The 14,571-nt window shown below is 55.5% G+C and carries 16 protein-coding genes; 6 read left to right on the forward strand and 10 right to left on the reverse strand.

Features of this window, described 5'->3' with window-relative positions; genetic code table 11:
- Positions 1-45: 45 nt before the first annotated feature.
- The 7 genes from tcyN to SSARUM2_RS14675 all read right to left on the reverse strand — a co-directional run bounded on the left by tcyN (position 46) and on the right by SSARUM2_RS14675 (position 6,201).
- Positions 46-798 carry an L-cystine ABC transporter ATP-binding protein TcyN gene (gene tcyN, locus SSARUM2_RS14645; protein ID WP_033647754.1) on the reverse strand — a complete coding sequence of 251 codons (753 nt, stop codon included), beginning with the start codon at positions 796-798 and terminating at the stop codon, positions 46-48.
- 3 nt (positions 799-801) lie between these two features.
- Entirely contained in the window at positions 802-1,464 is a 663-nt protein-coding gene (gene tcyL, locus SSARUM2_RS14650) for a cystine ABC transporter permease (RefSeq protein WP_033634963.1), read from the reverse strand.
- Positions 1,464-2,264, reverse strand: coding sequence for a cystine ABC transporter substrate-binding protein (gene tcyJ / locus SSARUM2_RS14655; protein ID WP_060438552.1), 801 nt, complete (start codon positions 2,262-2,264; stop codon positions 1,464-1,466). Before tcyJ ends, tcyL begins: the two co-directional genes overlap by 1 nt.
- Positions 2,265-2,379: 115 nt before the next feature.
- Positions 2,380-3,372 (reverse strand): D-cysteine desulfhydrase, encoded by a 993-nt coding sequence (locus SSARUM2_RS14660; protein ID WP_025303239.1) that lies wholly within the window; start codon positions 3,370-3,372, stop codon positions 2,380-2,382.
- 123 nt (positions 3,373-3,495) lie between these two features.
- The gene (fliZ, locus tag SSARUM2_RS14665) at positions 3,496-4,005 is read right to left on the reverse strand and encodes a flagella biosynthesis regulatory protein FliZ (RefSeq protein WP_033647756.1); all 510 of its coding nucleotides are present in this window, start codon (positions 4,003-4,005) and stop codon (positions 3,496-3,498) included.
- Positions 4,006-4,060: 55 nt separating this feature from the next.
- Positions 4,061-4,783 (reverse strand): RNA polymerase sigma factor FliA, encoded by a 723-nt coding sequence (locus tag SSARUM2_RS14670; RefSeq protein ID WP_043147610.1) that lies wholly within the window; start codon positions 4,781-4,783, stop codon positions 4,061-4,063.
- 182 nt (positions 4,784-4,965) lie between these two features.
- Positions 4,966-6,201, reverse strand: coding sequence for a flagellin FliC (locus SSARUM2_RS14675; RefSeq protein ID WP_033653649.1), 1,236 nt, complete (start codon positions 6,199-6,201; stop codon positions 4,966-4,968).
- Positions 6,202-6,482: 281 nt separating this feature from the next.
- Here SSARUM2_RS14675 and fliD point away from each other — a divergent pair, with 281 nt between their 5' ends.
- From fliD to SSARUM2_RS14700, 5 genes are all read left to right on the forward strand, one after another.
- Positions 6,483-7,898 carry a flagellar filament capping protein FliD gene (fliD, locus tag SSARUM2_RS14680; protein WP_033634969.1) on the forward strand — a complete coding sequence of 472 codons (1,416 nt, stop codon included), beginning with the start codon at positions 6,483-6,485 and terminating at the stop codon, positions 7,896-7,898.
- A gap of 33 nt (positions 7,899-7,931) precedes the next feature.
- Positions 7,932-8,342 carry a flagellar export chaperone FliS gene (gene fliS, locus SSARUM2_RS14685; RefSeq protein WP_033634970.1) on the forward strand — a complete coding sequence of 137 codons (411 nt, stop codon included), beginning with the start codon at positions 7,932-7,934 and terminating at the stop codon, positions 8,340-8,342.
- A complete protein-coding gene (gene fliT, locus SSARUM2_RS14690) occupies positions 8,342-8,710 on the forward strand; it encodes a flagella biosynthesis regulatory protein FliT (RefSeq protein WP_004934765.1) in 369 nt (122 codons plus the stop codon). Before fliS ends, fliT begins: the two co-directional genes overlap by 1 nt.
- A 308-nt stretch (positions 8,711-9,018) precedes the next feature.
- On the forward strand, positions 9,019-9,867 hold the full coding sequence (locus SSARUM2_RS14695) for a helix-turn-helix transcriptional regulator (RefSeq protein WP_043147612.1): 849 nt from the start codon (positions 9,019-9,021) through the stop codon (positions 9,865-9,867).
- Between the two features lie 706 nt (positions 9,868-10,573).
- Complete coding sequence (locus tag SSARUM2_RS14700) at positions 10,574-11,869, forward strand: hypothetical protein (RefSeq protein ID WP_039565533.1); 1,296 nt, start codon at positions 10,574-10,576, stop codon at positions 11,867-11,869.
- 42 nt (positions 11,870-11,911) lie between these two features.
- Here the strand turns inward: SSARUM2_RS14700 and SSARUM2_RS14705 are convergent, their stop codons facing one another.
- Positions 11,912-12,829 carry a LysR family transcriptional regulator gene (locus tag SSARUM2_RS14705; RefSeq protein WP_060438551.1) on the reverse strand — a complete coding sequence of 306 codons (918 nt, stop codon included), beginning with the start codon at positions 12,827-12,829 and terminating at the stop codon, positions 11,912-11,914.
- Positions 12,830-12,957: 128 nt separating this feature from the next.
- Between SSARUM2_RS14705 and SSARUM2_RS14710 the strand changes: the two genes are divergently transcribed.
- Positions 12,958-13,557, forward strand: a complete 600-nt coding sequence (locus SSARUM2_RS14710; RefSeq protein WP_060438550.1) for an NAD(P)H-dependent oxidoreductase — start codon at positions 12,958-12,960, stop codon at positions 13,555-13,557.
- A 180-nt stretch (positions 13,558-13,737) separates the two neighbouring features.
- Here the strand turns inward: SSARUM2_RS14710 and SSARUM2_RS14715 are convergent, their stop codons facing one another.
- Positions 13,738-13,938, reverse strand: a complete 201-nt coding sequence (locus tag SSARUM2_RS14715) for a hypothetical protein (protein WP_033647764.1) — start codon at positions 13,936-13,938, stop codon at positions 13,738-13,740.
- An 80-nt stretch (positions 13,939-14,018) separates the two neighbouring features.
- Complete coding sequence (gene fliE / locus SSARUM2_RS14720; protein WP_033638515.1) at positions 14,019-14,333, reverse strand: flagellar hook-basal body complex protein FliE; 315 nt, start codon at positions 14,331-14,333, stop codon at positions 14,019-14,021.
- Positions 14,334-14,571: the final 238 nt, after the last annotated feature.

Raw genomic sequence — 14,571 nt, forward strand, 5'->3', positions numbered from 1 at the left:
GTTGAAAGCGGAGTAAATGCGGGCGGGGGAAGCTCCCCCGCCGCCTTATTGATTCCGGAACTTGTCGAGGAATTGCTGAGTGCGCTGGTGCTGCGGGTTGGCGAACAGCGCTTTGGCCGGGCCCTGTTCGACGATGCGGCCGTGATCCATAAAGATAACCCGGTCGGCCACGTCGCGGGCGAAACTCATCTCATGGGTGACGATCACCATGGTGCGTTTCTCTTCCGCCAGTGAGCGCATGGTATTGAGCACTTCCCCCACCAGCTCGGGATCGAGCGCCGACGTCGGCTCATCGAACAAAATCACCTCCGGCTGCATCGCCAGCGCGCGCGCAATAGCCACTCGCTGCTGTTGGCCGCCGGACAGCCGCCGCGGATAAGCCTGCTCCTTGCCGCTCAGCCCCACCTTGGCCAGCAACGCGCGGGCGCGCTGTTCCGCGCTGGCTTTCGCCTCGCCCTTGACGACCACCGGCCCTTCGATGATGTTTTCCAGCACCGAACGATGCGGGAACAGGTTGAAGCTCTGGAACACGAAACCGACCTGCTGACGCAGCGCGCGCACCTGATTTTTCTGTTTGCTCAACGGCTTGCTGCCGTCGATCAGGATATCGCCGACGCGAATGGTGCCGGAATCCGGCTCCTCCAGCAGGTTGATGCAGCGCAACAAGGTGGTTTTCCCCGAACCGCTCGGGCCGATGATCGCCACCACTTCACCGGCGTCCACCGCCAGATCGATCCCATGCAGCACCGTCTGACCCTTGAACTGCTTGGTCAATTGCTTAACTTCAATGGCACTCATGCGCTACTCCTGATCCTGGCGATTAACGTGGGCTTCCAGACGGTTTTGCAGTGCGGAAAGCAGGGTCGCCATCACCCAGTAAATCAGCGATGCCGCCAGGTACATGGTGAACACTTCCAGCGTGCGCGAGGTGATCAGCTGCGCCTGGCGGAACAGCTCCGGCACCTGAATGGTGGCGGCCAGCGAGGTGTCTTTCACCAGGCCGATGAAGCTGTTGCCCAGCGGCGGCAAGGCGGTGCGCGCCGCCTGCGGCAGGATCACCCGGCGCAGGGTTTGCCAACGGGTCATGCCGATGCTGGCGGCGGCTTCCCACTGCCCTTTGTCGATCGACGAAATCGCCGCGCGCAGCGTTTCCGAGGTGTAGGCGGCGGTATTGAGCGACAGGCCAATCAGCGCCGCCGGGAAAGGATCGAACTCGATGCCGAACTGCGGCAGACCGTAATAGATCATAAACAGCTGGGCGATCAACGGCGTGCCGCGGAACAGCGATACGTAAATGCGCGACAGCCACGCCAGCGGCCAAAGCGGCGAAAGGCGCATCAGCGCCAGCAGAAAACCAAGCAACAGGCCGAACGCCATACCGCCCAGGCTCAGCTGAAGCGTCAGTATTGCGCCCTTCAATAAAAATGGCGCTGAATCCAGCGCCAGTTGAATACTTTCGTGCATTATTTAGTTACGTCCGCGCCAAACCATTTCTCGGAGATCTTCGCCAGCGTGCCATCTTTTTGCATCTCGGCGATCGCCTGGTCAATCGCGGCCAGCAGCTCCGGATTATTCTTGCGCAGCGCCACGCCGGACTCCTGGCGGGAGAACGCCGGGCCGGCTACCGCCAGCGTATCGCCGGTTTTCTTCACCAGATCCAGCGCCGCCAGGCGATCCACCAGAATGGCGTTGATGCGGCCGACGCGCAAATCCTGATACTTGGTCGGGTCGTCGTCGTAGGTACGCACGTCCACACCCTGCACGTTCGCGCGCAGCCATTGCTCATAGTTGGTGCCCAGGCCAACGCCGACCTTCTTGCCTTTCAGGTCTTCCGGCTTGGTGACGGTGCCTTCGTTGCCTTTTTTCACCAGCGCCTGAATACCGGAAACGGTGTAAGGGGTGGAGAAATCATATTTCTTCTTGCGCTCATCAGAGATGGTCACCTGGTTGATCACCACATCGATGCGTTTTGATTCCAGCGAAGCCAGCATGCCGTCCCACTTGGTCGGGTTCAGCTTGGCCTTCACGCCCAAATGTTCCGCCAGCGCGTTGGCGAAATCCACTTCGAAACCGGTCAATTTGCCGTCTTCACCCTGGAAGCTGAACGGCGGATAGGTGCCTTCCAGACCGACGATCAGCGTGCCGCGCTGTTTCACCTGCTGCAGCAGATTGTCGGCGGCGTAGGCTTGAGTCGCCAAACCGGCGGCCAACGCGACGCCCACCACGCCCAACAGCCATTGACGACGAACTTTCGCAAACATCATAAACACCCCTGTGTGTTATTTATCTTTTTTGATATCAGCACTTTAACAGTGCGACCGCCCGCATAAAGGAATATAACCTTATAAATATAGTTCAAAATGGAATAACAAGCGGTATTTACACCTGCGGATGGTAGGCGAACAGCGCCGGCGCACCGCCGGTGTGGACGAACAGGATAGGCCCTTCGTCGCGGAAACGCCGCTGGGCGATGCCGTCGATCAAACCGGCCATCGCTTTGCCGGTGTATACCGGATCCAGCAACACGCCTTCTTGCTGCGCCAGCAGCTGCACCGCCGCCATGCCCTCTTCGTTCGGCATGCCGTACTGCGGCGCGAAGTAATCGTCCCACAGCGCGATCGGCGCCAGTTCGTCGATATTCAGCGAACAGGCCAGGGCTTTCTGGATCTGCTCCACCTTCGGCAGCTGATCGATCACGGTGCGCGAGACCGTCACGCCGATCAACTCGGTTTCGGGCAGCAGCTGTTGCAGCCCCACCGCCAGCCCGGCATGGGTGCCGGCGCTGCCGGACGCCACCACCACCGAACTGAACGCCACGTTGCTGCGTTGGCTCTGTTCGGCGATTTCCAATGCGCACTGCACGTATCCCAACGCGCCCAGGGCATTGGAGCCGCCCACCGGCACCACGTAAGGCCGGAAGCCCTGCGCCTCGAGGCGCGTCGCCAGTTCCGCCAACTGCTGCTGCGGATCGTGCAGCGCTTCGCACATCACCACCTCGGCGTTGAACAGGCCGAGCAACAGGCGGTTGCCGTTGGTCAGGTAGTTTTCCGCACGGGTATCGATGGGATTTTCCAGCAGCGCGACGCAGTGCAGGCCCAGTTTCGCCGCCACCGCCGCCGTCTGGCGCACGTGGTTGGATTGAATGGCGCCGGCGGTGACCAGCGTATCGGCGCCTTGACGCAGCGCATCTGCGGCCAAAAACTCCAGCTTTCTCAGCTTGTTGCCGCCCATCGCCATAGGGGTGACATCGTCACGTTTGAGGTAAATTTCACGGCCGAGGTAATCGGAGAGACGGGACAGTTTTTCCAGCGGTGTGGCGGTGCCAACCAGATCCAGACGCGGAAATTGCGCCAGTTGTTGTTGCAGGTTCACTACTTCCCCCCAGGGAATCGAATATCGACATCTGATAACCGATAGATTTAGCAGATGTGAACTGAATAATCATCCTTTATCACGGGGGGAGCCGCAGATCCCGGCCAGCGGCCGGGGAAAGTCTCAGTAGCTGCGCTGCCAGGCGAGATACTGATCGTATTTGCGCAGCGCAATGCGGTAGTTGTTGTGCGCCGCGCTAGGCAGATCGTCAATGATGCGCTGATGGCTGGCACAGTTGGCGAATTTGTCCGCCGGGTAATTGCGCGCCACCAGCATTTCATCCAGCCGGCGCAGCCGCACCACGTACTCGCGAATGGTGCTGTGGCTCATCTCGGTCTGTTCGAACAGATATTGCTTGAACGCCATGATGTCGAAATAACTCGGGTGGCTGTTGCAGGAAATCTCGCTGCAAAAGCGGCACAGTGCGGTCAGCTCATGCTGCACGTTTTGCCAGACCGCATCGTCGATCGGCTGATCCATGCGCGCGATGGCTTCTTTATTGATGATTTTGCCGCGAAACACCAGCGCCATGCGGTCCAACAGCTTACCGCACTGGGAGCAATGCGTCTGGCTGTGCTTGTAATCTTTCAGGTAACGGCTAAGCGGCCGTTTCTTCAACAGTATTCCTGGCATAAGGGGCAGTCCGATTGTCGCATGAGTCATCGAGTTGAGGGGCGGCGGGCCGCCGTCAGGTATCGTTCGCCAGCCGCGCGCGCAGGCGCTTGATCGCCTGACTGTGCAGTTGGCTGACGCGGGATTCCCCGACGTCCAGCACGGCGCCGATCTCCTTGAGATTCAACTCTTCCTGGTAATACAGCGTCAGCACCATTTTTTCGCGCTCCGGCAACGCCTCGATGGCGTCGATCACTCGCTGGCGCAGGCTGCCTTCCAACAGGTGATGCAGCGGGTTGGCCTCTTCATGCCCTTCCAGCATCGGTTCCGCGTTCTCGCCATGCTCCTCGCGCCATTCGTCGTAGGAGAAAAGCTGGCTGTTATTGGTGTCCAACAGAATTTGACGGTACTCATCCAGCGAGATATTCAGCGTCTGCGCCACTTCCGTCTCGCTCGCCGGGCGGCCGTAACGCTGTTCCAGCAGCCGCATCACCTGCGCGACCTCGCGCGCATGGCGCCGCACGCTGCGCGGCACCCAGTCGCGGCTGCGCAGCTCGTCGAGCATCGCGCCGCGAATGCGCTGCACCGCATAGGTGGTAAAGGCGGTTCCCTGTAGGGCGTCATAACGCTCAACGGCGTTCAGTAGCCCGATTCCCCCGGCCTGCAGCAGGTCGTCAAGCTCCACGCTGGCGGGCAGCCTGACCTGCAGGCGCAACGCCTCGTGGCGCACTAACGGCACGTAGCGCAGCCAGAGAGAATTTTTGTCCATCACGCCTTCGGCGGTATACAGATCGCTCACTATGTCTTAAACCTGCGGATAAGAGAGTCAGCGCTATTATGCGTAGGGGGCGGAATGCCAATCGGCTGAACAGTCGCACAAAACGGGCTTTATTTGCGCCATGTAATAACCGTGCGGTGCGCGAGCATAAAAAAACCCCGCCGAGGCGGGGTTTCTTTGCGACAGTTAATCGGGAGAGACGATTAACGCAGCAGGGACAGAACGTTCTGAGTAGACTGGTTAGCCTGTGCCAGAACAGAGGTGCCAGCCTGTTGCAGGATGTTGGCGCGGCTCATGTTGGACACTTCGGTCGCGTAGTCGGCATCCTGGATACGGGACTGAGAAGCGGACAGGTTGTTAACGGTGCTGTTCAGGTTGTTGATAACAGAATCGAAACGGTTCTGTACCGCACCCAGGGAAGAACGCAGGGAGTCAACCTGAGACAGCGCTTTGTCCAGGGTTGCCAGCGGGTCGGCAGTTTTTGGCTCGGTGGACTGCTCAGCGCCCTTGGTCACTTTACCGGAAGCGTCTACGGTCGCCTTGAAATATTTGGCATCGGCACCGGTGCCTTCCTGGATCACGTAAGATTTACCGCTGTCGTAAGAGCGCAGGTTAGCCGCATCAGGGCCAGTAGGAGCCACTTCTTTCTCAATGCTGGTTACCGCAGTGCCGCCAGTTGGTTTAGTGGCTTCTTTGGTGCCAACAGATTTCAGATCGCCGGTCGCTTTATCGAAAGTTGCTTTGTAGTAGTCACCATCCGTGTTGATAGCGAATACATCGTCACCCACTTTTTCGTAGCCGGTGATGTCTTTAGTATCAGCCTTAACGGTGCCGGTGTTGATAGCCACGCTGGTGCCGGTTTTCACGGTAGCAGGTGCGGTTGCAGCTACTTTGGATTTATCAATGCCATCAGCCACGCTGAACTTTTCCAGACCCAGCGTTTTAGCGTTGATGTCTTTCAGTTCGATATCGATGGTTTCGCCGTCGTTCGCGCCAACCTGGATGGTCAGTTTCTGATCTGAGCTCAGCACTTTCACGCCGTTGAAATCGGTCTGCTCGGAGATGCGGTTGATTTCAGACAGACGCTGAGAGATCTCGTCCTGGATGGACTGCAGGTCGCTGGCAGAGTTGGAACCGTTCTGAGACTGTACGGTCAGACGACGGATGTTCTGCAGGTTGTCGTTAACTTCGTTCAGTGCGCCTTCAGTGGTCTGCGCCAGGGAGATACCGTCGTTGGCGTTGCGAGAAGCCTGAGTCAGGCCTTTGATGTTTGCAGTGAAACGGTTGGAGATAGCCTGACCCGCAGCATCGTCTTTCGCGCTGTTGATACGCAGACCGGAAGACAGACGCTCAATCGCAGTGCCCAGAGAAGACTGAGATTTGTTCAGGTTGTTCTGCGCCATCAGCGACAGGCTGTTAGTGTTGATTACTTGTGCCATTGTTTGCTTTCCTTACGAGTCAGTTGCGTTCTTCGCAACACAGTTAAAAGGTTCGGGCTTGTTTGCCCACGGCGTCAACCACCGTCCCCTCAGGTATCGGCCCTCCCCTAACAACCTTTAGCAATTTTTTAAAATTTTTTGCGCCGCCGGCAATGGCAGAAATAACGCGGTTTTTCCCTCTTCTATTGCGCCATCGTTTTTTTGTTTTTTTCAGTAAACTTTTTCACCGCTGGGCCGATAACGCGTAAAGCGAATAAAGTCATTATCAAGGAGAAGCACGAATGGCATCGATCAGTTCATTAGGCATCGGCTCAGGACTCGACCTTAACGGTTTGCTGGACAAGCTGACCAAAGCGGAACAACAGCGTCTGACGCCGTACACCACCCAGCAGACCAGCTATAACGCCCAGTTGACCGCTTACGGTACGCTGAAAAGCTCGCTGGAGAAGTTTGACAATCTGAGCAAAGACCTGGCCAAGCCAGAGTTCTTCAACAACACTACCGCCACCAAGCACGATCAGTTTACCGTGACCACCACCGACAAATCGGTGCCGGGCAACTACTCGATCGAGGTGTTGAAGCTCGCGCAGCCGCAAACGCTGACCACTCAGACGCCGATTGCCGACCAGCAGGCCAAACTGGGCACGCCGGGCAGCAGCGATCGTTCCATCTCTATTACGGCAGGCAACCCGCCGAAAGAGACCAAGATCCCGCTCGGCGACGATCAGACCTCACTGGTCGAGATGCGCGACGCCATCAATAAATCGAAATCCGGCGTCACCGCCAGCATCATGCGCGTCGGCGACAATGACTATCAACTGGCATTAAGCTCCACCACGCCAGGCGAAAAAAACACCATTTCGGTGCAGGTCAATAACGACGACAAGCTCGGCGCCATCCTCAACTACGATCCTAAAAATCCGCCTAAAGATGGCAGCACCGCGATGAAGCAAACCGTGCCCGGCCAGGATGCGGAAATCGTCGTCAACGGCACGAAAATCAAGCGCAGCACCAACTCGATCGCCGATGCTCTGCAGGGCGTAACGCTCGATCTGAAAACCACCACCAAGCCCGGCGAACCGCAAAACCTGGTGATCGGCATCGACAAGAGCGGCAGCGCCGACAAGATTAAAGAGTGGGTAGATAACTACAACTCGCTGCTGGACACCTTCAATTCGCTGACCAAATACACGCCGGTCAAAAGCGGTGAAGCGCAGAATGCCAAAAACGGCGCGCTGCTGGGCGACAACACCCTGCGCGGCATCCAGTCTTCGATCAAGAGCGCCCTCAGTTCGGCACAGGACAACCCGGAGTTGAAAGGCCTGGGCAACCTCGGCATCACCACCAACGTCAAAACCGGTAAGCTGGAAATCGACAGCACCAAGCTGAACAAAGCCATCGACGAAAAACCGGATCAGGTTGCCAACTTCTTCGCCGGCAACGGTAAAGACACCGGCATGGCCACCGAAATCCACAACGAGATCCAGAACTACGTCAAATCCGGCGGCATCATCGAGAACTCGACCAAGAGCATCAACACCAACCTCGATCGCCTGAACATTCAGATCACCACGGTCACGGCCAGCATTCAGAACACCATCGACCGCTATAAGCAGCAGTTCGTTCAGTTGGATACCATGATGTCCAAATTGAGCAGCACGGGTAACTATTTACAACAGCAATTCTCGACAAAGTGATCCCTTAACCAGGTAACAGGTAAAAGAAACAACATGTATAACAGAAGCGGCACTCAGGCCTATGCACAGGTCAGTCTGGAAAGCGGCGCCATGAGCGCCAGCCCGCACCAGTTAATCGTGATGTTGTTCGACGGGGCGCTCAGCGCCCTGCTTCGCGCACGCATCCTGATGAACCAGGGCGATATCGCCGGCAAAGGCATGGCGCTGTCCAAAGCCATCAACATCATCGACAACGGCTTGAAAGGCGGCCTGGATCCGCAACAGGGCGGCGAAATCGCCGAAAACCTGGCGGCGTTGTACGACTATATGAAGCGGCGCCTGATGCAGGCCAACCTGAACAACGACGAAGCGGCGATCGCCGAAGTGGTCAAACTGCTGGAAAACATCGCCGATGCCTGGCGCCAGATCGGCCCCAACTACCAACCTTCGCAGGACGCCGTGTAATGGAACGTCAACAGCAGCTGTTAGCCGCTTATCAACAAATTTACAGCCTGAGCAGCCAGATGATCGCGCTGGCGCAAACCGGGCGCTGGGAGGAGCTCGTCGAGCTCGAATTCGCTTACGTAACGGCGGTGGAAAAAACCGCCGCCTTTACCGGGCAAGCCGGCCCTTCCATGGCGTTGCAGGAGATGCTGCGCAATAAGCTGCAACAGATCCTCGACAACGAAACCGAGCTCAAACGTCTGTTACAGCAGCGCATGGATGAGCTGAAAATGCTGATCGAACAGTCCACGCGCCAGAACGTGGTCAACAATACCTACGGCCAGTTTCATGACCGTGCGCTGTTGCTGGGGGAGCCACAGGTCCGATAAGATCGACAATACTGACGAAAATGGATTAAATAGCACTATGCGCTATTACTCTCGGGTTACGTTAGGATATTAATCTATGGCATTTGAATTATTCAGTTTATGGGTAATTGGTAAAATGCGCGCTTCGAGCCTGGCTCTCACTTTAATGGATAAACATTATCCCGACACGGACGTTTTCTGTTCAGCAGGAAATTGATTTTTGATAGATAAAACACGCCGCTGTGTTTCACGGCCCATGGAAAAATGTTGCTCCAACGCGGATCAAAGCGTAAAGATATTCTCAGATAATGGCTGCGAAATGAATATCGATGGAACGTACAATTAATCTCTGTCCAGGAATTGGCGCCTCAGCGCACATCATTCAGCATACTGAATTATTATTCCCTTCAGTCTATTTTGAGCAACCACATCTGTATCTGATACAACAGGGCCATAAGCGCGTACGCTGGCAACAACGCGAGGTGGTGGCCCATGCCGGCGAGCTGTTGATAATCGACGGGGGGCAAACGGTGGATATTATTAACGGCCCATCCGAAGAAGGCGTTTTCAGTTGCCAGTTGCTGACCTGCGACCCACTGCTGCTCACCGTTCAGCCTCCGGCCGAGGACGCGCCGGCGCCGATGCCGTTTGATGCCGTCCTGGCGCTGCGCAGCCTGCCCTGCGCCCTGAAGCACAGTTTCGAGACCACCAGCCTGGCGCTGGCGCTCCGGCAGCGCTTTCCCACCATCATCGTGCGGCACAAGATGCTGGAAATTCTGCTGTGGCTGGCCCAGTTCGGCATTCGCTTCATCCACAACGAAGCCAAAGACCTGACGCAGCGCGTGCGCCGCTGCCTGGCGACCGACCCGCACAGCATTTGGACGGCGGCGAAAGTGGCGGAAAGCCTGTCGATGAGCGAAGTGATGTTGCGCCGCAAACTGTCGATGGAAAATACCGCGTTGCGCAACCTGATGATCGACGTGCGCATGAGTAGCGCACTGGCCCTGCTGCAGTCGACCGACTGGCCGATTTCCGCCATCGCGCAACATGTCGGCTATGAAAGCGCATCACGTTTCGCCGAACGTTTTCGCAAACGCTTCGGTTTCGCCCCGACCGCCATTCGCGGTCACCAAAGGATTATGGAGCCGGCCTTTGAACAGCATTACGGTTCCAGCTAATCAATGGCGGAAAACACTGCAATTTAGCTCAGATAGACGATGGCATCTCAAGGATGTGAGCGTACCGAGCAACTTATCTTGACGTATCCGCCAGCGACCGCTGGCGCCTTTTCCTGGTTGCTCTCTTCCTGCCGCTGGCTAATTATCCCGCACAACCCACTGCTCAGTTCCTCACCAAAGCATTAAGTATTTTCCTATTTTGACCGACACCTAAAACTTGCTTGCTATACTGCTTTTCTATCTGACTGTCTAAAGCGAGAACGTAAAAATGCGGCAAAGGAACAACGTTAAAGCCAAGCTTAAGCAAGCTGGTGAAAAGCTGGTGTTTGCCTGCTGTCTCTTGTTGCTGCTTTATTACGCATTGCAATGGTCGTTGCTCCTCGGTGATTTTTGATTAATTTTATTTACTTATTTTATTGCTAAATTAATTGCACCAGTGGCCTGCTTCCTGCTGTTATAGCAAATCCCGAGGGCCAACCGTCACTATATCAAACGCAAAATCCGCGCGACTTAGTTAGCTCATTTATTATAAGAATGGAATATACTTGCAGCCTCATTCTATAACCCCATGAATCTACGACACTTGCAGCTAGACCGTCCCATTTTCTTATTGTATGATAGCGCGCGGAAATGCGCTGGCTTTTATAACTACTTTAATCTGAAGCCAGGCGATGCCATATAGGATAAGTAACTTAGGGAATATAATGTGAATATATTAAGTTTTGTTTGGCTAGCTCTTGCTTTCGCCACTTTTTTCCTACACCACAGAACCATTTTCGCCCTGTTGATTATCGCGTCCATCTTTCAGTCAAGCGCTATTATCAATACAGGGAGTAATAGCCTACCCATATTCTACTTTATCGAGCTAGTTTTAATAACCCGGTTTGCTTTTACTTCGAAAAACAGCACACCTGTCTTTAACTTAAAACACCGAGTATTTCTGCAATCTCTGGTGATAATTATTCTTTTTTGGTTCTTCACCTATGCGTTTACCCATCTATTTGAAGGGATAAGAGTTTATTCACCGGCTTATAGCTTTGAAAATAACTACGCCAAAAAAGGTATCTCGCTTGTGTGGGGCAATAACAACATCAAGCAACTGATTCTAATCACGCTGAACCTGATAACGCTGTATGTCATTTACGTCAAGCGGCGTGAAATCACGCCTGAATACGCTCTGAAAACCATCATTTTTACGACGTTGGTTTTCTCCGCTTACTGCCTGATTTGGCTCCTTGCCAGGCCGCTGGCGAATGCGATTCAGATTTTGATGTATAACAGCATGCATAACGCCAATGCCATTTTTGAATCCAGACTGAGCGGTACCTTCGGTGAACCGTCATTCGCCGGTATCTTTATCGGCGCAACGATCGTGCCTCTTTTGGTTGCCAAAGGGTTGCGACTGAAGTTAGTGGCCCTATTGATGATGCTGCTCTTGGTTAAAAACGGCTCTACATCAGGCTATTTTACCCTGCTTACGTCGCTGTGCGGCACATTCATTTTCAGTCCGCGTTTTAGCCTGATACAGAAAGCTCTATTTTCTCTGTCTTTGGTCATCGCATCAAAGCTCACATTTATCTTTTTCCTAGATAAAATAACCGATTACGCGGACAAAAAAGCGCAAACGATCTCTCACCTCGTGCGTTCCGCCTCCAACTACAATGCCCTTGAAATTATGTATAATACCTTTGGCTTGGGCGTCGGTATCGGTAGCGCAAGAATATCTTCTCTGCCTCTGTCCCTACTTGCTAACTTCGGAATATTGGGGACGATACTGTTAGTCGGTTTTATCGTATCCAAGCTTATTCGTTCGCAATATAACGTCGCCGGCAACGAAGCCAATTCCATGCTTAAATTTATGCTTTTCTCCGCATTTTTGGGCTCCTGCGCCGCCAACCCTGATTACTCTTACGGGTTCATTTGGGTTCTTATTTTCAGTTGCCTGTTAACAGGGAAAACACAGCCGTCACTGCCACGATCAGCGCAACAGCGCACGCTCTGACATCGGGAAGCGTCCCTTGGACCGCTGCCACCACATACACCCTCAGGCCGACGCGAACCGCGTCAGCCTGCCCGGCAGCTCCGCCACCAGTTTGTCCACCGCCAGCCGCACTTTGAGCGGTTGGTAAGGCATATAGGGCCACACTGCATTCACCGGAAAACTGAGGCTGGACTCACCGCGCATGATCTCCACCAGCGTCCCGGCCATCAGCCGATCGCGTACCAGCCACTCCGGCAGCCAGGCAATACCGGCGCCGGCGGAAACGGCATCGACGATCCCCTGCATGTCATCCATCATCATCTTGGCCGGTGGCCTGAACGGCCGCAGCTCGCCGTTTTCACCGCGAAGTTGCCAGGGCAACACGGCGCCGGCGTGCAGATACCCCACCGCCTGATGCCGGCTTAATGCCTCCACCGAAGTCGGTGCGCCGCAGCGCTGCACGTAGTCGGGCGAAGCGCACAGCAGCATGCCGTGTTCACCCAGGCGTCGGGCAACCAGACTGCCGCTGTCCGCCAGTTTGCCGATGCGAACCGCCAGATCGAACCCCTCGTCGATCAGATCGATCCTGCGGTCGCTGAACGAAATTTCCAACGACAGTAACGGATGCTCATTCGCCAGCGCCGTCATCAAGGGCGCAATGCATAGATGGCCGAACAACACCGGCATCGAGATCCTAAGCCGGCCGCTGACCTGCATCTTGCCGCTGTCCAGCTGGTTTTCCGCCGCCTGAACGTTCGCCAACGCCTGCCGACAGTGCTCATAGTACAGCGCCCCTTCATCCGTCAGGCTCAGGCTGCGGGTGGTGCGCATAAACAACATCACGCCAAGCCGCGCCTCGAGCCGCGACACGATTTTGCTGACCGCGGAGCGCGTCAGATGCAGTTTTTCTGCGGCGGCGGCAAAACTGCCGCCTTCCGCCACGGCGACAAAGGCCGGCAGCGCGCTGAGATCGCTTTTCATCTTAATGCTTCCAAATTGGAATCAATGAAGTGAAAACCTATCACCACTGGTGAATATTGAGCAATGATAACCTGCAGTCATTCCGGAATGCCCGGTGAAACCGCCAATTACCGTCTGAGGACAACAGCATGAAAAAAATACTGGTGCTCAAATCCAGCATTATGGGAAACGACTCGCAGACCAACAACCTGATTGACCGCTATCTGGCGGAACGTCGGGCCAAAGGATATGAAGATCAGATCGTCGAACACGATCTGACGGCGTTGGATCTGCCGGTATTGGACGGCGAGCTGTTCAATGCGCTGCGCGGCGCAGATAATATCAGCCCACGCGCCAAAGCGGCGGTGGCGCTTTCCGATCGGTTGATCGCCGAACTGAAAGGGAGCGATCTGCTGCTGATCGGCGCGCCGATGTACAACCTCAACGTCCCGACCCAGCTGAAAAACTGGTTCGATCTGGTGGCCCGCGCCCGGCTGACGTTCAACTATACCGCCACCTACCCGGTCGGGCTGGTGGAAGGCGTCAATGCAGTGGTGTTCAGTTCACGCGGCGGCGTACACGCCGGCCAGCCGACCGACGCCGTGACGCCCTACCTGCGCTCGGTGCTGGGGCTGATGGGGATCGGCGAGGTGCAATTTATCTATGCCGAAGGGCTGGATATGAAACCGCACGGCCTCACTCAGGGGCTGGCGAATGCCCACCAGCGGATCGTGGCCTTGGTGGGCTGAAGCAAACGCACGGCAGCATTGATTTGTTATAACATAACAAATATGATGACCACGTCGATGCCACCTCGATGAGGTGTCGACGCTCCTACATCACATAAAGTTTTATCGCACTTTGAGCCAGCTATTCCGATAGCTGGTTTTTTTTGCCTGCGATAATGAAATGCTACCGGAGCCGCGGGTTCAATCGTGGCGGGCAGCGCGTTTCATTTCTCGCTCGCCGGGCGACTGCGTTTTGACGGACAGCGGCGCAACAAACGCTTTCCATTCCTTGCCTGCTTCCTGATGAGCCGCGTTTTTATGGGCCGATGAATAGTCATCGTTTTGCCCGGCGCATCCGGACAGCGCCATAATGCCCACAGCAAGATACAGCGATTTGCACATCATCCTATCCTGATAATTAACCGTCGCTATAGGGTAACAGCGCCGACCCCAATGTCACTGCAAAATGACCGGCACGTTCATCACACCGGCATATTCATGATGTCCTGGTAGGCCGCGACCAGCTTGTTGCGCACCTGCACGCCCAGCTGCAGCGAGACCGATGATTTCTGCAGATCGACCATCACATCGTTCAGGCTGATGCCCGGCACGCCCAGTTCGAAATCCTGCGCCTGCTTGCGCGCCGTTTGCTGGGTCTCGCTGATCTTGCCGAGCGCCGCGGTCAGTTCGCTGGCGAAGCTGACGCCCTGCGGCGCCGTATTCTGCCCCATCTTGCCGGCCTGAACCGCCATGGTCTGCATCTGCTGCAGCACCCCTTCAATGCCCTGAATCGCCATCTGGTCCTCAATCATCTCGTCACGCCGGGTGACGTTTCACCCTGCACTTCTCCAATGATGCACACCCTAGCACAGCGTTTTCAGACCTAAAGCGGCTAATTAACTGCAAAAAACCCGGCTTATCGGGCAATCGGAATCGTCTGATAAGGCGAATAATGGCCTGCCCAGAAATGGGAGCGCCGCTATTTAGAAGATATGTGTATCAGGGAGTCTGTTTTGTCACACAACGCTAACCATA

The sequence above is a fragment of the Serratia sp. K-E0102 genome, assembly GCF_029962625.1.
Lineage (GTDB): Bacteria > Pseudomonadota > Gammaproteobacteria > Enterobacterales > Enterobacteriaceae > Serratia > Serratia sarumanii.